This is a genomic window from Pseudomonas sp. FW300-N2A2, assembly GCF_017351735.1.
GTDB classification, from domain to species: domain Bacteria; phylum Pseudomonadota; class Gammaproteobacteria; order Pseudomonadales; family Pseudomonadaceae; genus Aquipseudomonas; species Aquipseudomonas migulae.
Window position 1 is genome coordinate 57,321 of the sequence record NZ_JACNDU010000014.1, and the last position, 24,204, is coordinate 81,524.

The 24,204-nt window shown below is 58.8% G+C and carries 19 protein-coding genes; 3 read left to right on the forward strand and 16 right to left on the reverse strand.

Features of this window, described 5'->3' with window-relative positions; all coding sequences use genetic code 11:
- The first annotated feature begins 149 nt into the window (after nucleotides 1–149).
- Both mutS and fdxA read left to right on the forward strand, forming a co-directional pair.
- Nucleotides 150–2,729: a DNA mismatch repair protein MutS gene (gene mutS, locus J4E42_RS18110; RefSeq protein WP_008039328.1), complete on the forward strand. Its 2,580-nt coding sequence runs from the start codon at nucleotides 150–152 to the stop codon at nucleotides 2,727–2,729.
- Nucleotides 2,730–2,871: 142 nt separating this feature from the next.
- Nucleotides 2,872–3,195, forward strand: coding sequence for a ferredoxin FdxA (gene fdxA, locus J4E42_RS18115; protein WP_007908827.1), 324 nt, complete (start codon nucleotides 2,872–2,874; stop codon nucleotides 3,193–3,195).
- Between the two features lie 1,291 nt (nucleotides 3,196–4,486).
- On the opposite strand, the gene rpoS is transcribed toward fdxA, so the two are convergent.
- The 8 genes from rpoS to J4E42_RS18155 all read right to left on the reverse strand — a co-directional run bounded on the left by rpoS (nucleotide 4,487) and on the right by J4E42_RS18155 (nucleotide 11,620).
- Nucleotides 4,487–5,494 (reverse strand): RNA polymerase sigma factor RpoS, encoded by a 1,008-nt coding sequence (rpoS, locus tag J4E42_RS18120; RefSeq protein WP_008029016.1) that lies wholly within the window; start codon nucleotides 5,492–5,494, stop codon nucleotides 4,487–4,489.
- A gap of 105 nt (nucleotides 5,495–5,599) precedes the next feature.
- A complete protein-coding gene (locus tag J4E42_RS18125; RefSeq protein ID WP_008029014.1) occupies nucleotides 5,600–6,457 on the reverse strand; it encodes a peptidoglycan DD-metalloendopeptidase family protein in 858 nt (285 codons plus the stop codon).
- 202 nt (nucleotides 6,458–6,659) lie between these two features.
- Complete coding sequence (locus tag J4E42_RS18130) at nucleotides 6,660–7,295, reverse strand: protein-L-isoaspartate(D-aspartate) O-methyltransferase (protein ID WP_177318174.1); 636 nt, start codon at nucleotides 7,293–7,295, stop codon at nucleotides 6,660–6,662.
- Nucleotides 7,296–7,333: 38 nt separating this feature from the next.
- Nucleotides 7,334–8,083 (reverse strand): 5'/3'-nucleotidase SurE, encoded by a 750-nt coding sequence (gene surE / locus J4E42_RS18135; RefSeq protein ID WP_008029009.1) that lies wholly within the window; start codon nucleotides 8,081–8,083, stop codon nucleotides 7,334–7,336.
- Nucleotides 8,071–9,129 carry a tRNA pseudouridine(13) synthase TruD gene (gene truD, locus J4E42_RS18140; RefSeq protein ID WP_207285804.1) on the reverse strand — a complete coding sequence of 353 codons (1,059 nt, stop codon included), beginning with the start codon at nucleotides 9,127–9,129 and terminating at the stop codon, nucleotides 8,071–8,073. The genes surE and truD overlap by 13 nt, the downstream gene beginning before the upstream one ends.
- Nucleotides 9,126–9,599 carry a 2-C-methyl-D-erythritol 2,4-cyclodiphosphate synthase gene (gene ispF, locus J4E42_RS18145; RefSeq protein WP_008029005.1) on the reverse strand — a complete coding sequence of 158 codons (474 nt, stop codon included), beginning with the start codon at nucleotides 9,597–9,599 and terminating at the stop codon, nucleotides 9,126–9,128. The genes truD and ispF overlap by 4 nt, the downstream gene beginning before the upstream one ends.
- Nucleotides 9,600–9,653: 54 nt before the next feature.
- Nucleotides 9,654–10,499 (reverse strand): S-formylglutathione hydrolase, encoded by an 846-nt coding sequence (fghA, locus tag J4E42_RS18150; RefSeq protein ID WP_008029003.1) that lies wholly within the window; start codon nucleotides 10,497–10,499, stop codon nucleotides 9,654–9,656.
- Between the two features lie 8 nt (nucleotides 10,500–10,507).
- Nucleotides 10,508–11,620: an S-(hydroxymethyl)glutathione dehydrogenase/class III alcohol dehydrogenase gene (locus J4E42_RS18155; RefSeq protein ID WP_008029001.1), complete on the reverse strand. Its 1,113-nt coding sequence runs from the start codon at nucleotides 11,618–11,620 to the stop codon at nucleotides 10,508–10,510.
- A gap of 106 nt (nucleotides 11,621–11,726) precedes the next feature.
- On the opposite strand from J4E42_RS18155, the gene J4E42_RS18160 reads away from it, so the two are divergent.
- Nucleotides 11,727–12,623 carry a LysR substrate-binding domain-containing protein gene (locus J4E42_RS18160; RefSeq protein ID WP_008028998.1) on the forward strand — a complete coding sequence of 299 codons (897 nt, stop codon included), beginning with the start codon at nucleotides 11,727–11,729 and terminating at the stop codon, nucleotides 12,621–12,623.
- Between the two features lie 134 nt (nucleotides 12,624–12,757).
- On the opposite strand, the gene ispD is transcribed toward J4E42_RS18160, so the two are convergent.
- The 8 genes from ispD to dnaE all read right to left on the reverse strand — a co-directional run bounded on the left by ispD (nucleotide 12,758) and on the right by dnaE (nucleotide 24,186).
- Entirely contained in the window at nucleotides 12,758–13,465 is a 708-nt protein-coding gene (gene ispD, locus J4E42_RS18165) for a 2-C-methyl-D-erythritol 4-phosphate cytidylyltransferase (protein ID WP_207285805.1), read from the reverse strand.
- Complete coding sequence (gene ftsB / locus J4E42_RS18170) at nucleotides 13,462–13,740, reverse strand: cell division protein FtsB (protein ID WP_008028992.1); 279 nt, start codon at nucleotides 13,738–13,740, stop codon at nucleotides 13,462–13,464. The genes ispD and ftsB overlap by 4 nt, the downstream gene beginning before the upstream one ends.
- A 171-nt stretch (nucleotides 13,741–13,911) precedes the next feature.
- The gene (eno, locus tag J4E42_RS18175) at nucleotides 13,912–15,201 is read right to left on the reverse strand and encodes a phosphopyruvate hydratase (protein WP_008039408.1); all 1,290 of its coding nucleotides are present in this window, start codon (nucleotides 15,199–15,201) and stop codon (nucleotides 13,912–13,914) included.
- Between the two features lie 156 nt (nucleotides 15,202–15,357).
- Nucleotides 15,358–16,203: a 3-deoxy-8-phosphooctulonate synthase gene (kdsA, locus tag J4E42_RS18180; protein WP_008028990.1), complete on the reverse strand. Its 846-nt coding sequence runs from the start codon at nucleotides 16,201–16,203 to the stop codon at nucleotides 15,358–15,360.
- Between the two features lie 5 nt (nucleotides 16,204–16,208).
- Nucleotides 16,209–17,840 (reverse strand): CTP synthase, encoded by a 1,632-nt coding sequence (locus J4E42_RS18185; protein ID WP_008028989.1) that lies wholly within the window; start codon nucleotides 17,838–17,840, stop codon nucleotides 16,209–16,211.
- A gap of 274 nt (nucleotides 17,841–18,114) precedes the next feature.
- The gene (gene tilS, locus J4E42_RS18190; RefSeq protein ID WP_207285806.1) at nucleotides 18,115–19,443 is read right to left on the reverse strand and encodes a tRNA lysidine(34) synthetase TilS; all 1,329 of its coding nucleotides are present in this window, start codon (nucleotides 19,441–19,443) and stop codon (nucleotides 18,115–18,117) included.
- A gap of 133 nt (nucleotides 19,444–19,576) precedes the next feature.
- Complete coding sequence (locus tag J4E42_RS18195; protein WP_008028987.1) at nucleotides 19,577–20,524, reverse strand: acetyl-CoA carboxylase carboxyltransferase subunit alpha; 948 nt, start codon at nucleotides 20,522–20,524, stop codon at nucleotides 19,577–19,579.
- A gap of 140 nt (nucleotides 20,525–20,664) precedes the next feature.
- Nucleotides 20,665–24,186, reverse strand: coding sequence for a DNA polymerase III subunit alpha (gene dnaE, locus J4E42_RS18200; RefSeq protein WP_008028986.1), 3,522 nt, complete (start codon nucleotides 24,184–24,186; stop codon nucleotides 20,665–20,667).
- Between the last annotated feature and the right edge of the window lie 18 nt (nucleotides 24,187–24,204).

The window sequence follows — 24,204 nt, forward strand, 5'->3', positions numbered from 1 at the left end:
TTCGTGCATAGACAGCAGAAATGTATCGCACAGCTTTAGTTGCCTGCGTCGGGCAGACCGCCCATGGTAACCTTGCGCCCATCGCGGAAAAGCCGGGCCGATGTCCCTCCTTTGCCCTACACCTTTCAACGAATTTGCCTGATTATCCGATGAATAAAGCACTCTCCGATCTGTCCTCTCACACGCCAATGATGCAGCAGTACTGGCGCCTGAAGAACCAGCACCCCGACCAGTTGATGTTCTATCGCATGGGTGACTTCTACGAGATCTTCTATGAAGACGCGAAGAAGGCCGCCAAGTTGCTGGACATCACCCTGACCGCCCGTGGGCAGTCGGCTGGCCAGGCGATTCCGATGTGTGGGATTCCTTACCACGCCGCGGAAGGTTACCTGGCGAAACTGGTGAAGCTCGGCGAATCGGTGGTGATCTGTGAACAGGTCGGCGACCCGGCGACCAGCAAAGGGCCGGTGGATCGGCAAGTAGTGCGGATCATCACGCCGGGCACGGTGAGTGATGAAGCGCTGCTGGATGAGCGTCGGGACAACCTGATCGCAGCGGTGCTGGGTGACGAGCGTCTGTTCGGTCTGGCGGTGCTGGATATCACCAGCGGCAATTTCTCCGTGCTGGAGATCAAGGGCTGGGAAAACCTGCTGGCGGAACTGGAGCGGGTCAATCCGGTGGAGCTGATGATCCCGGATGACTGGCCGAAGGATTTGCCGGCGGAGAAACGCCGTGGGGTTCGTCGTCGTGCACCGTGGGATTTCGAGCGCGACTCGGCGCTGAAAAGTCTGTGCCAGCAGTTTTCGACCCAGGACCTGAAGGGTTTTGGCTGCGAGAACCTGACCCTGGCCATCGGCGCTGCCGGCTGCCTGCTCAGCTATGCCAAGGAAACCCAGCGCACCGCCCTGCCCCATTTGCGCAGCCTGCGCCATGAGCGCCTGGACGACACCGTGGTGCTGGATGGCGCAAGCCGTCGCAACCTGGAACTGGACACCAACCTGGCCGGTGGCCGCGACAACACGCTGCAATCGGTGGTCGATCGCTGCCAGACCGCCATGGGCAGCCGCTTGCTGACCCGCTGGTTGAATCGTCCGCTGCGGGATCTGAACGTTTTGCTGGCGCGCCAGACCTCGATCACGTGCCTGCTCGACGCTTACCGTTTCGAAAAGCTGCAACCGCAGCTCAAGGAAATCGGTGACATCGAGCGGATTCTCGCGCGCATCGGTTTGCGTAATGCGCGCCCTCGCGACCTGGCGCGTCTGCGCGATGCCCTCGGCGCATTGCCCGAGCTGCAAGTGGCGATGGCCGAGCTGGAAGCGCCGCACATTATTCAACTGGCGAAAACCACCAGCACCTACCCTGAACTGGCGGCCCTGCTGGAAAAAGCCATCATCGACAACCCGCCTGCGGTGATCCGTGACGGCGGCGTGTTGAAAACCGGTTACGACAGCGAACTCGATGACCTGCAATCGCTCAGCGAAAACGCCGGGCAGTTCCTGATCGATCTGGAAGCACGCGAGAAGGCCCGTACCGGTCTGTCGCACCTGAAAGTCGGTTACAACCGCATTCACGGCTACTTTATCGAGCTGCCGAGCAAGCAGGCTGAATCGGCGCCGGCCGACTATATCCGTCGCCAGACGCTCAAAGGCGCCGAACGCTTTATCACGCCGGAACTGAAGGCGTTTGAGGACAAGGCGCTGTCGGCCAAGAGTCGCGCCCTCGCCCGCGAGAAGATGCTCTACGAAGCGCTGCTCGAAGACTTGATCAGCCAATTGCCGCCGCTGCAAGACACCGCTGCAGCCCTGGCCGAGCTGGACGTGCTGAGCAACCTCGCCGAACGCGCGCTGAATCTCGACCTGAACTGCCCGCGCTTCGTCGACGAGCCGTGCATGCGCATTAGCCAGGGTCGTCACCCGGTGGTCGAGCAAGTGCTGACCACGCCGTTCGTGGCCAACGACCTGAGCCTCGACGACAACACGCGCATGCTGGTGATCACCGGTCCGAACATGGGCGGTAAATCCACCTACATGCGCCAGACCGCGTTGATCGTACTGCTGGCGCACATCGGCAGCTTCGTGCCGGCGGCCAGTTGCGAATTGTCGCTGGTGGACCGGATCTTTACCCGGATCGGTTCCAGCGACGACCTGGCCGGTGGACGCTCGACCTTCATGGTCGAAATGAGCGAAACCGCCAACATTCTGCACAACGCCACCGAGCGCAGCCTGGTGCTGATGGACGAAGTCGGTCGCGGCACCAGCACCTTCGACGGCCTGTCCCTGGCATGGGCGGCGGCTGAACGCCTGGCGCAGCTGCGGGCTTACACGCTGTTCGCCACGCACTATTTTGAACTGACGGTGCTACCGGAAGCGCAACCGCTGGTGGCCAACGTGCACCTCAATGCCACTGAGCACAACGAGCGCATCGTGTTCCTGCACCACGTGCTGCCCGGGCCTGCCAGCCAGAGTTATGGCCTGGCCGTTGCACAACTGGCCGGCGTGCCGAGCGAAGTGATCGTGCGCGCTCGCGAGCACCTGGGTCGCCTGGAAGCCACCGCGCTGCCGCATGAAGTGCCCAAGGCTGCCAAAGGCAAATCGGCCGCGCCACAGCAAAGCGATATGTTCGCCAGCCTGCCGCATCCGGTACTCGAAGAACTGGCCAAACTGGATCTGGACGACCTGACACCGCGTCGTGCACTAGAAATGCTCTATACACTAAAGACACGGATCTAACGCACTTGCCTGCAAGCTGTTAGAATCTCGCGCGGTTTGGGATGCTGCAGGCTAATAGCCTGGCCTGCAGACTATCGCTCCCAAACCTGGCGACCCCAACGTGAAGGGGCTCCGCTGCCGCCGCCTGAGGAGAAAATTAGAAATGACCTTCGTCGTCACCGACAACTGCATCAAGTGCAAGTACACCGACTGCGTAGAAGTCTGTCCGGTGGACTGCTTTTACGAAGGCCCGAATTTCCTGGTGATTCACCCGGATGAGTGCATCGACTGCGCACTGTGCGAACCAGAATGCCCTGCCGTGGCCATCTTCTCCGAAGATGAAGTCCCGGAAGAGATGCAGGAATTCATTCAGCTGAACGTTGAGTTGGCCGAAATCTGGCCGAACATCACCGAGAAGAAAGAATCGTTGCCCGATGCCGAAGAGTGGGATGGCGTCAAAGGCAAGATCAAAGACCTCGAACGCTGATTGACCCTGCGTTCCCGAAAAGGCCCCTTGCGGGCCTTTTTGCTTTTTTGCAGGCAAAAAAGTTGATAACGCAAAAACCTGTAGGAGCCAGCTTGCTGGCGATGGATTCAAGTGCGCCGCGTCTATCCAGACAGCACGCGTTATCGTTGACCACCATCGCTGGCAAGCCAGCTCCTACAGATTCTGTGTCGTATGAGAGAACCGGGATCACGCCACTCCTGTAGGAGCCAGCTTGCTGGCGATGGATTCAAGTACGCCGCGTCAATCCAGACAGCACGCGTTATCGTTAACGACCATCGCTGGCAAGCCAGCTCCTACAAATTCTGTGTCGTGAGACAGAACCGGGATCACGCCACTCCTGTAGGAGCCAGCCTGCTGGCGATGGATTCAAGTACGCCGCGTCTATCCAGGCAGCACGCGTTATCGTTGACGACCATCGCTGGCAAGCCAGCTCCTACAGAGGGGCACGTACGCTTTTGATTTTCACCACTCATCAGGCCGAGCGTTAGCTCGCCTTCAGCTTTTGATCTGAGCGCCCCCTCGAGAGGCCGAGTGGAGGTTCTGCGCAGTGGGCAACCCGGCATGGATGCCGGGTTAGCCGCCCCCGGCCAGGGATGGCCGATGGCGGCGGGCCCACGGAGCAGGACCGGAGCGAGGCACCGAACGAAAGGGGCAAGAGCCCTTGGTTACTTGGGGCTTTTCCAAGTGACTCGCCGTAAGGGCGAAACCAATAGCCGCCGTTACCGCAGAAACGGATATGTACACCAGGAAGAAAACGGTCGGCTATCAAGCCGCCATCGCCAGCAAGCTGGCTCCTACAAAGAACAGTGCCCACGCGGAAAATAAAGTGACATCCAAACCAAAAAAAAGACAAAAAAAGGGGCGGTTTGACCCGCCCACATTTTTTCCCTATTCCCTGTGTTCCTTTTCATCGTCCTGATGAATCGCATCCTGCAATGTCCTTTCCCCTCATCCTTGAAGGGCGTGTCTGTCCGTCGACACAACCTGAATACTAGAGAATTCCCGAGCAAGAGCAATCACCCTCCGCGGCAAAAATCCGCTGTCACATGCTCCTGATTTTTATAAATACCTATAAAAATCAAAGCATTAAAAAAATCATCGGCGAACAGTAGTCGTCTTCCAGGGTGTAAAAATAGCGAACACTTACGCAAGAGTAAGCCAAGACTTACACCGCAAGACTACAAACATATCGTCATTGCAGGAGCATCAGCCAGACAACAAAAAGCCCCGAAACAGTCGGGGCTTTTTGCATGCCGCTCAAGCGATTTGCTTATTGGAACAGCGACTCACTCGACAGGCCATTTTTCTCCAGAATCTCCCGAAGACGCTTCAGGCCTTCAACCTGAATCTGTCTGACGCGTTCCCGGGTCAGGCCAATTTCCAGGCCTACATCTTCCAGTGTGCTGCTCTCATGACCGCGCAGACCGAAGCGGCGTATCACCACCTCGCGCTGCTTGTCGGTCAGTTCCGAGAGCCATTGATCGATGCTCTGGGACAGGTCGTCATCCTGCAGCAGTTCGCATGGATCGGTCGGACGGTCGTCGGTAAGGGTGTCCAGCAGGGTTTTATCCGAATCCGGACCCAGTGAGACATCGACCGAAGAAACCCGCTCGTTCAGGCCCAGCATGCGCTTGACCTCGCCCACCGGTTTTTCCAGCAGGTTGGCGATTTCTTCGGGTGAGGGTTCATGATCGAGTTTTTGCGTCAGCTCCCGTGCGGCCCTCAGGTACACGTTAAGCTCTTTGACCACATGGATCGGCAACCGGATGGTCCGGGTCTGATTCATGATCGCGCGCTCGATGGTCTGACGAATCCACCAGGTTGCGTAGGTCGAAAAGCGGAAGCCTCGTTCGGGGTCGAACTTTTCTACCGCCCGAATCAGTCCGAGGTTGCCCTCTTCGATCAGGTCCAGCAGCGACAAGCCACGATTGACATAGCGTCGGGCGATTTTCACCACCAGCCGCAGGTTGCTTTCAATCATGCGTTTGCGCCCGGCCGGATCGCCACTTTGCGACAAGCGTGCAAAGTGAACTTCTTCTTCGGGGGACAGCAGAGGGGAAAAGCCGATTTCATTGAGGTACAGCTGCGTGGCATCGAGCGCACGCGTGTAATCGATGTACTTGTGTTGCTTTAACGAGGCGGAGTGTCTGGATTTGGCACGAACGGAAGGTGGAGCAGCCCCTTCATCATTCGACATCGAATCCGTACCGATGCCGGTCTCCATCAGGAGAACCTCATCGTCGATGTCAAACTCCGGCACTTCTTTACTGAGAGCCATTGTTATAGTCCTTTGGTGAGTTCGACCTCAGGCTCAAGCGGCGCCTTTATCCTTGGCAACGCTGGAGCCTGTTCCCTCTACGTGACGGAACAGGCTGGTAACAAATCAACGACGTGGCAGGAACTGCAGCGGATCTACAGGTTTACCTTGTCGGCGAATCTCAAAATGCAGTTTCACCCGGTCTGTACCCGTTGACCCCATTTCGGCAATTGTCTGTCCGACCTTGACCTGCTGCCCCTCCCGAACCAACAGCCTGCGGTTGTGACCGTAGGCACTGACGTAGGTGTCGCTGTGTTTGATGATGACCAATTCGCCGTAGCCCCTTAAGCCACTCCCGGCGTATACCACCGTCCCATCAGACGCAGCTAAAACAGGCTGTCCCAAATCCCCGGCGATATCAATTCCTTTATTCAAACTACCGTTTGAAGAGAATTTTCCAATGAGAATGCCATTAGAAGGCCACCCCCAGCCGGTCGGGGCCGGGCCTGCGGGAGGCATCGGAGCGGGTGCGGGCTTGTTGGCGACGGACGGTGCAACCACCGTTGTCGTCGTAGTTGCGCCATTTGGCTGGCGCCGGATTACTGTGGTTTTACTCGACGATGAAGGCGCCGAATCGGCCGGGCTGGCCACCGCCGTCGGCGTTGAACCGGTGCGACCGTCAAAGCGAATCGTCTGACCCGGATGTATCGTGTAAGGCGTAGGAATGTTGTTGCGTGCCGCGAGGGCTTTGTAGTCCCAGCCGTAGCGAAAGGCGATGGAAAACAAGGTGTCTTTAGGTCGAACCACATACTGGCCCGTGGTCACTGCCGGACGCTGGGCCACGGCATTGTTGCGATCGACGACGCGTACGTCGCTCGACTTGTTGCTGGAACAACCGACCAGCAAGGTACTCAAGACTAGGCCAGTCACCAGGCGCTGAAAGCTCGTTATACCCATTCGCTGCGCAATGACTGTGAGACTCACCCGCCGCTCCCTTTGTGGTGGCTGAAATATTGAATTGCCGCGCTCCCGGCATGAAGTGTCACCAGTATAACGGGCTGTGCAGGCTTTACCTTTAATGAAGCGAAGCACACGTTTGCTACCTGACGATGAAACCCGTTTAACCGATCGACGCCGCTGTAAGACAGAGGCAATCGAAGAGAATTCACAGCGCCCGGACAAATGCTCAGGCCAGGGGGCCGTTGAGCAATGGAACGAAACGCACCGCCCCCAGAACACGCCTGGAAAACCCGTGTTCTTCGCGGATGATCAGCATCAACTGTTGCACTTCACCCGAACCGACCGGTATGACCAGTCGCCCTCCAGGTGCCAACTGATCGAGCAAGGCCTGAGGTACATCGGTCGCCACCGCCGTCACGATAATGCCGTTGTACGGCGCCAGCGCAGGCCAGCCTTCCCAACCATCGCCCCAGCGGAAAACCACATTGCGCAAGTTCAGATCAACCAGGCGTTCCTTGGCCCGGTCCTGCAGAACCTTGATGCGTTCGACGGAAAAAACCCGCTCGACTAATTGCGACAGGATTGCGGTCTGATAACCCGACCCTGTGCCGATTTCCATTACCTTGTCCAGAGGCCCCGCTTCCAGCAGCAGCTCGCTCATGCGGGCCACCATGTAAGGCTGGGAGATCGTCTGGTTGTTACCGATCGGCAACGCCGTATCTTCGTAGGCACGGTGCGCCAGCGCTTCGTCGACAAACAGGTGTCGTGGCGTAAGGCGGATCACTTCCAGCACCTTGGTGTTGGAAATACCTTCCTCGTACAACCGCTGAATCAGACGCTCGCGGGTACGTTGCGAGGTCATCCCGATACCGCGATGCATCGGGTCTTGTTCACGAGCCATCAGCGCAGTCCCTCCAGCCAGCCGTCGAGACTTGCGAAAGCATCATTGAAGGTGCGATCCAGTTGCAGCGGCGTGATGGATACATAGCCTTGCATCACCGCATGGAAGTCGGTGCCCGGGCCGCCGTCTTCGGCGTCCCCTGCGGCGGCGATCCAGTAGCCGGACTTGCCGCGCGGGTCGACCACTTTCATCGGTGCCGCGGCGCGGGCGCGATGGCCGAGGCGCGTCAGCTGGATTCCGCGGATGTGGTCCAGCGGCAAATTGGGAATGTTCACGTTCAGCACCGTGCGCGGTGGCAGGTCAAGGTCAGCGTGGGCTTCCACCAGTTTGCGCGCAAAGTAAGCGGCTGTGGGAAGGTTCTCGACCTGCCGTGAGACCAACGAAAAGGCAAACGATGGCCGCTTCAGGAAACGCCCCTCGAGGGCCGCTGCCACGGTACCGGAATACAACACATCGTCCCCCAGGTTGGCGCCCAGGTTAATGCCGGAAACCACCATGTCCGCTTCGCGCTCCAGCAAGCCGTTGAGGCCCAGGTGCACGCAATCGGTCGGTGTGCCATTAAGGCTGATAAAGCCGTTGGCCAGGGTTTGCGGGTGCAACGGACGGTCGAGCGTCAGCGAACTGCTGGCGCCGCTTTTGTCCTGGTCCGGGGCGATAACCACGCATTCGGTGTAATCCGCCAGCGCAGCATAAAGCGCGGCGAGACCGGGTGCGGTTACCCCATCGTCGTTAGAAATCAGAATACGCATGGGCTGTCCGTCTGCCCCACCGGCACCAGATCAACAAGCTCGCGCACCAATACAGTGGCAAAGCATCCGGCCGGCAGGACGAATTCCAGTTGCAGAATGTCAGGCTCGGGATAATGCCACGTCAACCCACCAATGGGCAGCCGCAGGATGCGACGTTCGTGGCTCATTCCGGCGTTAATCAACCAATCGCGAAGGTCTGCTTCGCGGGCGGCGATTGCCTGCTCCAGTTCATGGACAGCGCCCGTCGCCGGCGAGTCACCTTCACCCCACTGCGGGCCGGTCGGGTGCAGGTCTAGAATCGCCAGACGCGGGTCGCTGCACTCGGCCTCACCGGCCGGGAAAAAACTGCGGCTGTCGGTAAACGCCAACAGATCGCCAACCTGCGCTTGCTGCCAGGTGCCATCAGCGACGCGCGCCGCCAACACTTGGTTAAACAGAAAACTGCGGGCGGTGGAAAGCAGACGCGAACGCACGTTGCGCTGCTCCGGCAAGGCCTTGCGCGCGGCCCAGCTACGGGCATCGACCACGTTGCCACCGTCAAAGCCGAAACGCTGGGCGCCGAAATAATTCGGAATACCTTGTTTGGCGATCAGTTGCAGACGCGCTTCGATCGCCGCTTTGTCGCCAGCGAATTGCGTGAGGCGCAAGGTAAAACCGTTGGCCGAGTGGGCACCGCGTTGCAGCTTGCGTTTGTGCCGACCGGTCTTGAGGACTTTCAGCGTATCGTTTTCCGCCGCCGACAGATCGGGGTCGGCCTTGCCCGGCAGTTGCACGCTGAACCACTGACGCGTCAGCGCCTGACGATCCTTGAGACCGGCGTAACTGACGGTGCGCAATGGCACGCCCGCCGCCTTGGCGATTCGACGTGCTGCCTCTTCGGTATTCAGGCCGCGTTTTTCCACCCAGATCCACAGGTGCTCGCCGTCGCCGCTGAGCGGAATATTGAGTACTTCATCGACCTGGAAATCTTCCGCCGTAGCTTTCAGTACAGCGGTGCCGAGGGCTTCACCATAGGCACGCGGGCCAAGCAATTGCAGTTCGTTCATGCGCGCAGCAACAAGGCAACGGAGTGCACGGCAATACCTTCTTCGCGACCGACAAAGCCGAGCTTTTCGGTGGTGGTAGCTTTCACGTTCACTTGATCCAACTCAACTTGAAGATCCGCGGCAATCAGCGCACGCATCGATTCGATATGCGGGGCCATTTTCGGCGCCTGGGCGACGATGGTGTTATCGACGTTGCCGACCTTCCAGCCCTTGGCGTGGACCAGTGCGACGACATGACGCAACAGCACACGGCTGTCGGCACCCTTGAATGTCGGGTCGGTGTCCGGGAAATGCTTGCCGATATCACCCAGCGCAGCAGCGCCGAGCAAGGCATCGCTCAAGGCGTGCAGCAGGACGTCACCGTCGGAATGAGCGAGCAGCCCGAAGCCGTGTGCAATGCGCACGCCGCCCAGAGTAATGAAATCGCCTTCAGCGAAACGGTGCACATCATAGCCGTGGCCAATACGCATAAAAAAAACGCCCCGATTTTTGTCAGGGCGTGATTCTACCTGCTTTGTCAGTCATTAGGCGCTTAGAGCACGTCCATGATGCTGCAAGTGTTCATCGATAAAGCTGGCGATGAAGAAATAGCTGTGGTCGTAGCCCGGTTGCAAGCGCAACGTGAGCGGATGACCGGCCAGTTTGGCCGCCTGTTGCAGGGCTTCAGGCTTGAGCTGGGTGGCGAGAAAATCATCTCGATCACCTTGGTCGACCAACAGCGGCAGCTTCTCGTCAGCCTCGGCAATCAGCGCACAGGCATCCCACTCGCGCCACTTCGAACGGTCTTCGCCGAGGTAGCGGGAAAAGGCTTTCTGACCCCACGGGCAATCCATCGGATTGTTGATCGGCGAGAACGCCGACACCGACTGATAACGCCCCGGATTGCGCAACGCACAGACCAGCGCGCCGTGACCGCCCATGGAGTGGCCGCTGATACCGCGCTTGTCCGAAGCCGGGAAATGGGCTTCGACCAATGCCGGCAATTCCTGCACGACATAGTCATGCATCCGATAGTGCCGCGACCAGGGTTCCTGCGTGGCATTCAGATAAAACCCGGCGCCTAGGCCGAAGTCCCAGGCACCGTCCGGATCACCCGGCACATCGGGACCGCGCGGGCTGGTGTCCGGGGCAACGATGATCAACCCAAGCTCGGCGGCCATGCGCATGGCGCCGGCCTTTTGCATGAAGTTTTCGTCGGTGCAGGTCAGGCCGGACAACCAGTACAGCACCGGCAGTTTGCCGCCCTGCTCCGCTTGCGGCGGCAGATACACGGCAAACACCATGTCGCAACCGAGCACGTCGGAGCGATGCCGGTAGCGTTTGTGCCAGCCGCCGAAGCTTTTCTGGCAGGAGATATTTTCCAGGCTCATGACCGACCTCAGAAATGAATGACGGAACGGATGCTTTTTCCTTCATGCATCAGGTCGAAAGCCTTGTTGATATCTTCCAGGCCCATGGTGTGGGTGATGAACGTATCCAGCGGGATCTCGCCGGTCTCGGCCATTTCGACATAGCTCGGCAACTCGGTACGACCGCGCACACCGCCGAACGCCGAACCGCGCCAGACGCGACCGGTGACCAACTGGAATGGGCGGGTAGCGATTTCCTGACCGGCACCGGCGACGCCGATGATCACCGACTCGCCCCAGCCTTTGTGGCAGCACTCAAGTGCGGCGCGCATCAATTGGACATTGCCGATGCACTCGAAGGAAAAGTCGACGCCGCCATCGGTCATGTCGACGATGACTTCCTGGATCGGACGGTCGAAGTCTTTCGGGTTCACGCAGTCGGTTGCACCCAACTGTTTGGCGATCTCGAATTTGGCCGGGTTGATGTCGATGGCGATGATGCGCGCAGCCTTGGCTTTTACCGCGCCAATGACCGCCGACAGACCAATACCGCCAAGACCGAAAATCGCCACGGTATCACCCGGTTTTACCTTGGCTGTATTAAGTACCGCGCCAATGCCGGTGGTGACACCGCAGCCCAGCAGGCAGACTTTTTCCAGTGGCGCTTCTTTAGGAATCTTGGCGACGGAAATTTCCGGCAGCACGGTGTATTCGGAGAACGTCGAGGTGCCCATGTAGTGGAAAATCGGCTGGCCCTTGTAGGAAAAACGCGTGGTGCCATCTGGCATCAGGCCTTTGCCCTGGGTCGCACGAATCGCCTGGCACAGGTTGGTCTTGCCCGACAGGCAGAATTTGCACTGGCGGCATTCCGGGGTGTACAGCGGGATCACATGATCGCCGACAGCGACCGAGGTCACGCCCTCGCCGATCGCTTCAACCACCGCGCCACCTTCATGACCGAGGATCGACGGGAAGATACCTTCCGGGTCAGCGCCCGACAGGGTGTAGGCATCGGTATGACAGACACCGGAGGCAACCACACGCAACAGAACTTCACCGGCCTTGGGCAGGGCGACATCGACTTCAACGATCTCGAGGGGTTTCTTGGCCTCGAAGGCAACGGCGGCGCGCGACTTGATCATGTTGGTTCTCCAGTGAATAAAACGAGACAGTGAGTGTAATACAGCGCCTTACGGTGAATAATCCGGACAAAAGCAAAACATTATTGCCACACAGGGATAATCGTTAATGTCCGAGAACCGCTGGGAAGGTATCGACGAGTTCGTCGCCGTGGCCGAGTGCAGCCAGTTTACGGCGGCGGCGGAGCGTCTTGGGGTGTCTTCCTCCCACATCAGTCGCCAAATAGTACGCCTCGAAGAACGCCTTCAGACGCGCCTGCTTTATCGCAGCACCCGGCGAGTCACGCTGACCGAAGCCGGGCAAACGTTTTTGCAGCATTGCCAACGGTTGCAGGACGGTCGTGAAGAGGCACTCAGAGCTGTCGGCGACCTGACCAGCGAGCCCAAAGGCATGTTGCGCATGACCTGCGCGGTGGCCTACGGCGAGCGCTTTATCGTGCCGCTGGTGACGCGATTCATGGGGCTCTATCCGCAACTGCGGATTGATATCGAGCTGAGCAACCGTCAACTCGACCTGGTGCATGAAGGCCTGGACCTGGCGATCCGCCTCGGCCGCCTTCAGGACTCGCGACTGGTGGCGACGCGACTGGCACCGCGACGCATGTATTTGTGTGCGTCGCCGTCCTACCTGGAACGGTATGGTCGCCCACATAGCTTGTCGGAATTGAGCCGCCACAACTGCCTCATCGGTAGTTCGGACCTGTGGCAACTGGAACAGAACGGGCGGGAATTTTCCCAGCGGGTGCAGGGAAACTGGCGTTGCAACAGTGGGCAAGCAGTGCTGGATGCGGCGTTACAGGGCGTCGGGCTCTGTCAGTTGCCGGATTACTACGTGCTGGAGCATCTGAAAACCGGGGATTTGATTTCGCTGCTGGAGGCTCATCAGCCGCCGAACACTGCCGTTTGGGCGCTTTATCCACAGCAGCGGCATCTGTCGCCGAAGGTGCGCAAGTTGGTGGATTATTTGAAGGAAGGGTTGGCCGAAAGGCCGGAGTACCGGAGTTAGAAGAGGGTCGGTGTGTCAGTGGAATGCTGGTTGTCTGGACCGCCGCCATCGCGGGCAAGCCCGCTCCCACAAGGACTACAAAAAACTGTGGGAGCGGGCTTGCCCGCGATTGCAATCTATCAAGCGCTGAAGAATCAGCGGCGGTTAGCCCAGCGCTGTCTCAACCATTCCAGATCTTCGGGACGTGTGACCTTGAGATTGTCGGAACGCCCTTCGATAAGGCGTGGCGATGAACCAGCCCACTCCATCGCCGACGCTTCATCAGTGATAACAGCATCCGCCACCAGACTGTCCGCCAACGCCCGATGCAACGCGCCAAGTCGAAACATCTGCGGCGTATACGCCTGCCAGATCACGCTGCGGTCCACGGTTTCAACGACACGACCGTGCTTGTCGACCCGCTTCAGGGTATCGCGTGCCGGAACCGCCAGCAGCCCGCCGACCGGATCGTCAGCCAGTTCAACCAGCAACTTGTCCAGATCATCGCGGCTCAGATTCGGCCGCGCAGCATCGTGGACCAACACCCAATCCTCATCGTCCGCACCCAACGCATGCAAGTGCAGCAAGGCATTGAGCACCGACCCGGAACGCTCGGCACCGCCATCAACGCGTTGAATACGCGAATCGCCGGCGCATGCCAGATTGGGCCAATAAGGATCATCAACAGCCAGACTGACCACCAGTCCCTTCAGGGAAGGATGATCAAGGAAACAGCCAAGGCTGTGTTCAAGAATAGTGCGCCCGCCCAGGTGCAAGTATTGCTTGGGACGGTCTGCGGCCATACGGGCACCGATGCCCGCGGCAGGGATAACGGCCCAGAAGGCCGGTAACGAGGAATTCATTGAGCCAACTGGTAAAGGGTTTCACCGTCCTTGACCATGCCCAACTCATGGCGAGCCCGCTCTTCAACGGTCTCCATGCCTTTTTTCAATTCACTGACTTCGGCGTCCATGACCCGATTGCGTTCCAGCAGGCCTTCGTTCTCAGCATGTTGATCCGCGATCTGCTGAGTCAGCTCGGCCACTTGCGCCAGACTGCCATTACCCACCCACAGGCGGTATTGCAGGCCAGCCAGCAACAAGAGCAAGACGAGGAACAACCAATTGGGACTGCGCATCGAATATCAGGTATCCAGTGAAAAAAGACAGCCATGCCAAAACTTTGAAGCTTCTGATAGCACGAAGCCTGGAAAATCCAGGCTTGTGCTCTTAAGGCATCAGATTAGTGGCAAAAACGTCGCTGTCGCGATTTTTCCGACACAATCCGGTGTCTTTTTACCTTCTACAGCTTAACCGCGGAACTCGCTGCGGCCGTTGTACTTGGCTTTGCCGTTCAACTGCTCTTCGATACGCAGCAGTTGGTTGTACTTGGAAACGCGATCGGAACGGCACAGGGAGCCGGTCTTGATCTGGCCAGCCGAAGTGCCCACAGCCAGGTCGGCAATGGTCGAATCTTCGGTTTCGCCGGAGCGGTGCGAGATCACGGCGGTGTAACCAGCGGCCTTGGCCATCTGGATGGCTTCCAGGGTTTCGGTCAGGGTGCCGATCTGGTTGAACTTGATCAGGATCGAGTTGGCGATCTTTTTATCGATGCCTTCTTTCAGGATCTTGGTGTTGGTCACGAACAGGTCGTCGCCTACCAGCTGGGTTTTCTCGCCGATCTTGTCGGTGAGGATTTTCCAGCCAGCCCAGTCGGACTCGTCCAGGCCATCTTCGATGGAGATGATCGGGTAACGCTCGGTCAGGCCTTTCAGGTAATCGGCGAAACCTTCAGCGGTGAACACCTGGCCTTCGCCGGACAGGTTGTACTTGCCGTCTTCGTAGAACTCGCTGGCCGCGCAGTCCAGTGCCAGGGTCACGTCGGTGCCCAGCTTGTAACCGGCGTTGGCCACGGCTTCGGAGATCACTTTCAAAGCGTCTTCGTTGGAAGCCAGGTTCGGTGCGAAACCACCTTCGTCACCGACGGCAGTGCTCAGGCCACGAGCCTTCAACACAGCTTTGAGGTGATGGAAAATCTCGGTGCCCATGCGCAGACCTTCCGAGAAAGACTTGGCGCCAACCGGCTGAACCATGAATTCCTGGATGTCGACGTTGTTATCGGCGTGCTCGCCACCGTTGATGATGTTCATCATCGGAACCGGCATCGAGTAAACACCCGGGGTGCCGTTCAGGTTGGCGATGTGTGCGTACAGCGGCAGGTCCTGGTCCTGAGCTGCTGCCTTGGCCGCAGCCAGGGAAACGGCGAGGATCGCGTTGGCGCCCAGGGAGCCTTTGTTTTCAGTACCGTCCAGCTTGATCATCGCGTGATCCAGCGCTTTCTGGTCGCTTGGATCTGTACCTTTCAACAGGTCGCGGATCGGACCGTTGATGTTGGCGACGGCTTTCAGAACGCCTTTGCCCAGGTAACGGCTCTTGTCGCCATCACGCAGCTCGAGCGCTTCACGCGAGCCAGTGGAAGCACCGGACGGCGCGCAAGCACTGCCGATGATGCCGTTATCGAGAAGCACGTCCGCTTCCACGGTGGGGTTGCCACGGGAGTCGAGAACTTCACGACCTTTGATGTCGACGATTTTTGCCATTGTTGTAAACACTCCAAAGTTGACGAAAACGACGCAGCTGAAGGAAATCTTTTATCGCCGGCAAGTGATGTGCAACGGGCAGACTTGCGGACGATAAGGCTCAGGCCCGAGGGCCTGAGCAACAAATCGTGCGGTACTTTACCGGAGAAATGAGGATTACGCGGTTTCTACCGTCGGAAAACTCTTCACCAGTTCGTCCAAAGCTTTGAGCTGGGCCAGGAATGGCTCCAGTTTGTCCAGACGCAAGGCGCAAGGGCCGTCGCATTTGGCGTTGTCCGGGTCCGGGTGTGCTTCGAGGAACAGACCGGCCAGTGACTGGCTGATCCCGGCTTTCGCCAGATCGAGGACCTGGGCGCGACGACCGCCGGCGGAATCGGCACGACCGCCAGGCATTTGCAGCGCGTGGGTCACGTCGAAGAACACCGGGTACTCGAACTGCTTCATGATGCCGAAGCCGAGCATGTCGACCACCAGGTTGTTGTAGCCGAAGCTCGAACCACGCTCGCAGAGGATCAACTGATCGTTACCCGCTTCCACGCACTTGTTCAGGATGTGTTTCATTTCCTGAGGTGCGAGGAACTGGGCTTTCTTGATGTTGATCACTGCGCCGGTCTTGGCCATCGCGACCACGAGGTCGGTCTGGCGCGACAGGAAGGCCGGCAGCTGGATGATGTCGCAGACTTCAGCGACGACCGCAGCCTGTTCAGGCTCGTGGACGTCGGTGATGATCGGCACGCCGAAGGCTTGCTTGATGTCCTGGAAAATCCGCATGCCCTCTTCCAGGCCGGGGCCACGGTAAGAGGTCACGGAGGAACGGTTGGCCTTGTCGAAGCTGGCCTTGAACACGTAAGGGATACCGAGTTTCTCGGTAACCTTCACGTACTCTTCGCAGACCTGCATCGCCATGTCGCGGCTTTCCAGCACGTTCATGCCACCGAAAAGCACCATTGGCTTGTCGTTGGCAATCTCGATATCGCCTACGCGGATGATCTTCTGCGCCATAAGGTTCAAGCCTTCTTCTGGTGTTGAGCCAAAGCTGCTTTGACGAAGCCGCTGAACAACGGGTGACCGTCGCGTGGCGTCGAGGTGAACTCAGGGTGGAACTGGCAAGCGACGAACCATGGATGATCCGGGGCTTCGACCACTTCAACCAGCGCGCCATCACCGGAGCGACCGGAGATTTTCAGACCGGCTTCCATGATTTTCGGCAGCAGGTTGTTGTTCACTTCGTAGCGGTGACGGTGACGCTCGACGATCACGTCCTTGCCGTAGCAGCCGTGAACCAGGGAACCCGGCTCCAGCAGGCAATCCTGCGCGCCAAGACGCATGGTGCCGCCCAGATCGGAGGTTTCGGTACGGGTTTCGACGGCGCCGGTGGCGTCTTCCCACTCGGTGATCAGACCTACGACCGGGTGACCGCTTGCACGATCGAACTCGGTGGAGTTGGCGTCTTTCCAGCCCATGACGTTACGAGCGAACTCGATGACCGCCACTTGCATGCCCAGGCAGATGCCGAGGTACGGAACCTTGTTTTCGCGAGCGTACTGGACGGCGGTGATCTTGCCTTCCACGCCGCGCAGACCGAAGCCGCCTGGAACCAGAATCGCGTCGACGCCTTCCAGCAGCGCGGTGCCCTGGTTTTCGATGTCTTCGGAATCGATGTAGCGCAGGTTGACCTTGGTGCGGTTGCTGATGCCGGCGTGACTCATCGCTTCGATCAGCGACTTGTAGGCGTCCAGCAATTCCATGTACTTGCCGACCATGGCGATGGTGACTTCGTGCTCAGGATTGAGCTTGGCGTCAACCACGGCTTCCCACTCGGACAGATCGGCACCGCCGCATTGCAGGCCGAAACGCTCGACCACAAAATCATCCAGGCCTTGCGAATGCAGGATGCCCGGGATCTTGTAGATGGTGTCGGCGTCTTCCAGCGCGATCACCGCACGTTCTTCAACGTTGGTGAATTGCGCGATCTTGCGACGCGAGGAGATGTCGATCGGGTGATCGGAGCGGCACACCAGCACGTCAGGTTGCAGGCCGATGGAGCGCAGCTCCTTGACTGAGTGCTGGGTTGGCTTGGTTTTGGTTTCGCCGGCAGTGGCGATGTACGGCACCAGTGTCAGGTGCATCAGCATCGCGCGCTTGGCGCCGACTTCGAAACGCAGCTGGCGGATGGCTTCGAGGAACGGTTGGGATTCGATGTCACCCACGGTGCCACCGATCTCGACCATGGCCACGTCGGCATCGCCGGCGCCCTTGATGATCCGGCGCTTGATTTCGTCGGTGATGTGCGGGATCACCTGGATGGTCGCGCCCAGGTAATCACCACGGCGCTCTTTGCGCAGGACGTGTTCGTAGACACGGCCGGTGGTGAAGTTGTTGTTCTGGGTCATGGTCGTGCGGATGAACCGCTCGTAGTGACCCAGGTCCAGGTCGGTCTCGGCGCCGTCGTGGGTGACGAACACTTCACCGTGCTGGAACGGGCTCATGGTGCCCGGATCGACGTTGATGTACGGATCCAGCTTCAGCATGGTGACCTTAAGTCCCCGCGCCTCCAGGATGGCCGCCAATGAAGCCGATGCAATGCCTTTCCCCAATGAAGAAACAACACCGCCCGTGACGAATATGTAGCGCGTCATGAAAAACCCTAGAAGTCTGCGTTAAAGCGGTCCGAGCCGCCGGGGAAAGCGAAGGAAGGCCGAAGCCCCCGATCACCTGCATTAATCACAGTGCACCTTTCAAAAAAACCGCCGCGTTGGGACAGACCGGAAGATGAAACACCGGTACGTTGCTCGCTACACATTTTTTGGAATCGCCCAGCAAAGACTGCTTGGTAATCGGCAACTCCTGCAATTCAGGCGAATCCACAGAAGTTGTATCAAGAAGGGAGCGTAGTCTACCGGAAAGCCCCTTTCAGCTCAAACCTTGATCTTCGTTCGGTGGCTGCCAATGCAAATTCCAGCCGTCCTGCTCACTGCCATTCAAACCTTGCAGCCTCGCCACCGCCAACAATTGCTCGCCCTGATAGAGCAACGGCAATCTGCCACGGACGAAGCCCGGGACCCCACGTTCGTTGAGCAAACGCTTCAGATCACGATGGCCGCGCTCGGGCAGACTCATGACCTCACCCCCTTCACGATAGCGGATATGCAGCGGGCCATCGGGGGTTTGACCGGTGAGCGAGAGCACGCCGTTATCCGGCAACGCCAGCGATAGCGAGGGATCAGGCCAATCAGGCGCGGGCGGCGGCGTTCGCAGCCAGCAGCCCGACAGCCACCAGATCCGCCCGCCCGCCCGGTGCAATTCCCCATCGGCCAAGCGCCAGACCGGAGAGGCATCCGCGGCAGCATCACGAAAATCTTCCCAACCCGACCAATGGTCGCTATCCGGTAAACGGGTCAATGCCGAGAGCCAGTGACTCACTGCATTTCGCTGGCGAGCGGCGGACAGGCTGGCAAGCGTAGAAAGCTCAAGTGACGGCACACCCAGCCAATCGAATTCACTGATGGAGCTGGCCAGGGCCAGATCGATTTGCGCCAACTCATCGAGCAATTCCTGCGCTTCGCTCAGATGCGCGGCGCTGCGAGCCATAGTCGCCATCGCTTGAGGCCAGCGCTCGGTCAGCACCGGGAACACCTGATTGCGCAAGTAATTACGCGAGAAACGTCGATCCTGATTGGAAGGATCCTCGATCCAGCTCAATGAGTACTGGTTCGCGTAACCCTCCAACTCTGCTCGCGTGACATCGAGCAAGGGTCGCACCAGATGCCCTTTGCCCAACACACGTTGACGTGGCATCCCTGACAACCCTCTCACCCCTGCCCCACGCAGCAATCGGAACAACAGGGTTTCCGCCTGATCATCACGATGCTGGGCGGTCAACAGCACTTCATTGGCTTGAGTAGCCTCGATGAACGCGCCATAGCGCGCGTCACGGGCTGCACGCTCAAGGCTGGCGCCGGGCTGAACCTGGACGTGAACGACCTGCAGCGGTATCCCCAGCGCATCACAGACTGACTGGCAATGCTCCGGCCACGCATCGGCCGCAGACTGGAGGCCGTGATGAATGTGGATAGCTTTCAGCTCAGGGAGGTGTTCGGTTTTGGCGAGATGGGCGAGAATGTGCAAAAGGACCGTGGAATCGAGTCCACCGGAGAAGGCGATGTGCCATTTCGCAGCATTGCGCCACAGGTTCAGATTCATCAAAAGCCGGGAAGGCAAATCAATCGTGGGCCGATCCATATCTTTCCCTTTGCACAAATCAAATGTGGGAGCGAGCCTGCTCGCGATTGCGGTCAAACAGCCAACCGATTAGTTGAATGTTAAACCGCAATCGCGAGCAGGCTCGCTCCCACAGGGGTATTGCGCGCCCGGCTTAGAGACCGTAGCTCATCAGTCGCTCGTAACGGCGCTTGAGCAGCGCTTCGTTGTCGAACTTCTTCAGCATCGCCAGTTGCGAGGTCAGCTCGGCACGGATCGATGCGGCGGCCGCCACCGGGTCGCGATGAGCGCCGCCCAGAGGTTCGCCGATCACTTTGTCAACGATGCCCAGGCCTTTCAGGCGCTCGGCGGTGATGCCCATGGCTTCAGCGGCATCCGGCGCTTTTTCGGCGGTTTTCCACAGAATCGACGCACAACCTTCCGGCGAAATCACCGCGTAGGTCGAGTACTGCAGCATGTTCAACTGATCGCACACGCCGATTGCCAGTGCACCACCGGAACCACCTTCACCGATTACGGTGGCGATGATCGGGGTTTTCAGGCGAGCCATGACACGCAGGTTCCAGGCAATCGCTTCGCTCTGGTTGCGCTCTTCAGCGTCGATGCCCGGGTAAGCACCCGGCGTGTCGATGAAGGTCAGGATCGGCATTTTGAAGCGCTCGGCCATTTCCATCAGGCGGCACGCCTTGCGGTAGCCTTCCGGACGCGGCATACCGAAGTTGCGGCGAACCTTCTCGCGCACTTCGCGGCCTTTCTGGTGACCGATGATCATCACCGGCTGGTCGTCCAGACGGGCCACGCCGCCAACGATGGCAGCGTCGTCAGAGAAGTGACGGTCGCCGTGCAGCTCGTCGAACTCGGTGAAGATGTGTTCGATGTAGTCCAGGGTATATGGACGTTTCGGGTGACGCGCCAGACGCGCGATCTGCCAGCTGGTCAGCTTGCCGAAGATGTCTTCGGTCAGCGTGCTGCTTTTGTCCTGCAGGCGGGAGATCTCATCGCCGATATTCAGCGAATTGTCGTTACCGACCAAGCGCAACTCTTCGATCTTGGCTTGCAGGTCGGCGATCGGCTGTTCGAAATCTAGAAAATTCGGGTTCATAGGCGTCCGTCTTGGGTCGACGTCCAAGAGAGCTTGGGCCGGCCGGTTGTCTATTCGCGCCCTACCTTAAGGGAGAGGCGCGTTCAGGTCGAGATTAAAAATTCAGGTCGAGATCAGGGCGTTCAGTTGCTACCTGACCGTCAACGGTATTGGAGGAAGACGTTGTCTCGCCCGAACTGGTCACGCAAGGCTTGAATCAACGCATCCGCCGGGTCGATTCGCCAGGTCTCGCCGAACTGCAGCAAGGCCTTCGCATCGGGGCTCGTGTACTCCATGGTGATCGGGCACGCACCTCGGTGACGCTTGAACAGCTCACCCAGCCAGCGTAGCTGATCGCCTTTCAAATCCTTGGTCTGCAGCTTCAAGCGCAGACTTTCGGCCAGGTTGGTGCGCGCATCTTCCATGCTCATCACCCGCTTGACCCGCAGGCGCAAACCGCCGGAGAAATCGTCGTTGCTGACTTCGCCTTCGACAACAACCATCGCATCAGTCTGCAACAGCGACTGCGCCGAATGGAACGCGTCGGCGAACAACGAAGCTTCGATGCGCCCAGAGCGATCGTCAAGGGTGATGAACCCCATCTTGTCGCCCTTTTTGTTCTTCATCACACGCAGGGCGATGATCATGCCCGCGACGGTCTGTGTATCGCGAGCCGGCTTCAGGTCGATAATTCGCTGACGGGCAAAACGGCGGATTTCACCTTCGTATTCGTCGATCGGGTGACCGGTCAGGTACAGGCCCAGGGTATCTTTCTCCCCTTTCAGGCGCTCCTTCAGGGTCAGCTCTTTCGCCTTGCGGTGATTGGCGTAGACGTCGGCGTCTGCCTCGACGAACAGCCCGCCAAACAGATCGGCGTGACCACTGTCGTGGGTGCGAGCGGTTTGTTCGGCGGCCTTGATCGCCCCTTCCATCGCATTCAGCAGCACTGCGCGGTTCTGGTCGATGCTCGCTTGATAGGCTTTCGGTTCGTCATGGAAATACGGGCCCAGACGATCCAGCGCACCGCTGCGGATCAAACCGTCGAGGGTGCGCTTGTTGATGCGCTTGAGGTCGACACGGGCGCAGAAATCGAACAGATCCTTGAACGGACCGTCCTGACGCGCCTCGGTAATCGCCTCTACCGGGCCTTCGCCCACACCCTTGATCGCGCCAAGGCCGTAAATGATGCGGCCTTCGTCATTCACCGTGAACTTGAATTCAGAGGTATTCACATCCGGCGCGTCGAGACGCAGCTTCATGGTGCGAATTTCTTCGATCAAGGTCACGACCTTGTCGGTGTTGTGCATATCCGCCGACAGTACCGCAGCCATGAACGGCGCCGGGTAGTGCGTTTTCAGCCACGCGGTCTGGTACGACACCAGCCCGTAGGCGGCGGAGTGGGATTTGTTGAAGCCGTAACCGGCGAATTTCTCTACCAGGTCGAAAATGTTACCGGCCAGGTCGGCTTCGATATTGTTGGTCTTGCAACCTTCAATAAAACCGCCGCGCTGCTTGGCCATTTCTTCGGGCTTTTTCTTACCCATGGCCCGCCGCAGCATGTCCGCACCGCCGAGGGTGTAACCGGCCATGACCTGGGCGATCTGCATCACCTGTTCCTGATACAGGATGATGCCGTAAGTCGGTGCCAGTACCGGTTTCAGGCCTTCGTACTGGTAATCCGAGTGCGGGTACGCAAGTTCGGCGCGGCCGTGCTTACGGTTGATAAAGTCGTCAACCATGCCGGATTGCAAAGGGCCCGGACGGAACAGGGCCACCAGTGCGATCAAGTCTTCCAGGCAGTCGGGCTTGAGCTTTTTGATCAGCTCTTTCATGCCGCGCGACTCGAGCTGGAACACCGCGGTGGTTTCCGCTTTTTGCAGCAGCGTGTAGGTCGGCTTGTCGTCCAGCGGGATGAACGCGATGTCCAGCGGCGGTTCGTTGACCTTGGCGCGGTCGCGGTTGATGGTTTTCAGCGCCCAGTCGATAACTGTCAGGGTCCGCAGACCGAGGAAGTCGAACTTCACCAGACCGGCGGCTTCAACGTCGTCCTTGTCGAACTGGGTTACCAGGCCGTCACCGGCCTCGTCGCAATAGATCGGCGAGAAGTCGGTCAGCTTGGTCGGCGCGATTACCACGCCACCGGCGTGTTTACCGACGTTACGCACGACGCCTTCGAGCTTGCGCGCCATTTCCCAGATTTCCGCGGCTTCTTCATCGACCTTGATGAAGTCACGCAGGATTTCTTCCTGTTCGTAGGCTTTTTCCAGGGTCATGCCGACTTCGAACGGAATCATCTTCGACAGACGATCCGCCAAGCCGTAGGACTTGCCTTGGACCCGCGCCACGTCACGGACCACAGCCTTCGCCGCCATGGAACCGAAAGTGATGATCTGGCTTACCGCGTTGCGCCCGTATTTCTCGGCCACGTAGTCGATCACGCGGTCACGACCGTCCATGCAGAAGTCAACGTCGAAGTCGGGCATGGAGACCCGTTCCGGGTTGAGGAACCGCTCGAACAGCAGGTCATATTCCAGCGGGTCGAGGTCGGTGATTTTCTGCACATAGGCCACCAGCGATCCGGCACCCGATCCACGGCCAGGACCTACCGGTACGCCGTTGCTCTTGGCCCACTGGATAAAGTCCATAACGATCAGGAAGTAACCGGGGAAACCCATCTGGATGATGATATCCAGCTCGAAATTCAACCGGTCGACGTAGACCTGGCGCTTGGCTTCATAGTCTTCGGTGGTGTCCTTGGGCAGCAGAACGGTCAGCCGTTCTTCCAGGCCATCGAAGGACACCTTGCGGAAATACTCGTCGATGGTCATGCCATCGGGAATCGGAAAGTTGGGCAGGAAGTGCGTGCCCAGCTTCACTTCGATGTTGCAGCGCTTGGCGATCTCGACGGTGTTTTCCAGCGCCTCGGGAATGTCGCTGAACAGCTCGGCCATTTCCTCGGCGCTTTTGAGGTATTGCTGATCGCTGTAATTCTTCGAACGCCGCGGATCGTCGAGGGCACGGCCCTCACCGATGCAGACGCGGGTTTCGTGAGCGGCGAAGTCTTCCTGCTTGATGAAGCGCACGTCGTTGGTCGCTACCAGCGGCGCACCGATTTTCTCGGCCAGGGCCACGGCGCCGTGCAGTTGTTCTTCATCGTTAGGGCGGTTGGTGCGCTGGATTTCCAGGTAGAAACGATCCGGGAAGACCGCCATCCATTCGCGTGCCAGTTTTTCCGCTTCCGCCGGATTGCCGCTGAGCATGGCCAGGCCGATTTCGCCTTCCTTCGCCGCCGACAGCATGATCAAGCCTTCGCTGGCCTCGGCCACCCACTCACGCTCGATGATAATCGAGCCATTACGCTGGCCGTCGATGAAACCGCGGGAGATCAGCTCAGTCAGGTTGCGATAGCCGACAGCGTTCATCGCCAACAGGCTGATCCGGCTCAGGGCGTTGTCCGGGTCCTTGTTCGACAGCCACAAGTCGGCGCCGCAGATCGGCTTGATGCCTGCGCCCATCGAGGCTTTATAGAATTTGACCAGGGAACACATGTTGTTCTGGTCAGTGACCGCTACGGCAGGCATGTTCATGCCGACCAGGGTCTTGACCAGCGGTTTGATCCGCACCAGACCGTCGACCAGGGAGTATTCAGTGTGCAGGCGTAGGTGAACGAATGAAGCCGGCATAGTGATCCTGCGTTATGT

Bases quoted from the DNA above. Each gene is read 5' to 3' on its own strand.
- mutS (WP_008039328.1), top strand. From the start codon at position 150: ATGAATAAAGCACTCTCCGATCTGTCCTCTCACACGCCAATGATGCAG.
- fdxA (WP_007908827.1), top strand. From the start codon at position 2,872: ATGACCTTCGTCGTCACCGACAACTGCATCAAGTGCAAGTACACCGAC.
- rpoS (WP_008029016.1), bottom strand. From the start codon at position 5,494: ATGGCTCTCAGTAAAGAAGTGCCGGAGTTTGACATCGACGATGAGGTT.
- J4E42_RS18130 (WP_177318174.1), bottom strand. From the start codon at position 7,295: ATGACCTCGCAACGTACCCGCGAGCGTCTGATTCAGCGGTTGTACGAG.
- surE (WP_008029009.1), bottom strand. From the start codon at position 8,083: ATGCGTATTCTGATTTCTAACGACGATGGGGTAACCGCACCCGGTCTC.
- truD (WP_207285804.1), bottom strand. From the start codon at position 9,129: ATGAACGAACTGCAATTGCTTGGCCCGCGTGCCTATGGTGAAGCCCTC.
- ispF (WP_008029005.1), bottom strand. From the start codon at position 9,599: ATGCGTATTGGCCACGGCTATGATGTGCACCGTTTCGCTGAAGGCGAT.
- fghA (WP_008029003.1), bottom strand. From the start codon at position 10,499: ATGAGCCTGGAAAATATCTCCTGCCAGAAAAGCTTCGGCGGCTGGCAC.
- J4E42_RS18155 (WP_008029001.1), bottom strand. From the start codon at position 11,620: ATGATCAAGTCGCGCGCCGCCGTTGCCTTCGAGGCCAAGAAACCCCTC.
- J4E42_RS18160 (WP_008028998.1), top strand. From the start codon at position 11,727: ATGTCCGAGAACCGCTGGGAAGGTATCGACGAGTTCGTCGCCGTGGCC.
- ispD (WP_207285805.1), bottom strand. From the start codon at position 13,465: ATGAATTCCTCGTTACCGGCCTTCTGGGCCGTTATCCCTGCCGCGGGC.
- ftsB (WP_008028992.1), bottom strand. From the start codon at position 13,740: ATGCGCAGTCCCAATTGGTTGTTCCTCGTCTTGCTCTTGTTGCTGGCT.
- eno (WP_008039408.1), bottom strand. From the start codon at position 15,201: ATGGCAAAAATCGTCGACATCAAAGGTCGTGAAGTTCTCGACTCCCGT.
- kdsA (WP_008028990.1), bottom strand. From the start codon at position 16,203: ATGGCGCAGAAGATCATCCGCGTAGGCGATATCGAGATTGCCAACGAC.
- J4E42_RS18185 (WP_008028989.1), bottom strand. From the start codon at position 17,840: ATGACGCGCTACATATTCGTCACGGGCGGTGTTGTTTCTTCATTGGGG.
- tilS (WP_207285806.1), bottom strand. From the start codon at position 19,443: ATGGATCGGCCCACGATTGATTTGCCTTCCCGGCTTTTGATGAATCTG.
- J4E42_RS18195 (WP_008028987.1), bottom strand. From the start codon at position 20,524: ATGAACCCGAATTTTCTAGATTTCGAACAGCCGATCGCCGACCTGCAA.
- dnaE (WP_008028986.1), bottom strand. From the start codon at position 24,186: ATGCCGGCTTCATTCGTTCACCTACGCCTGCACACTGAATACTCCCTG.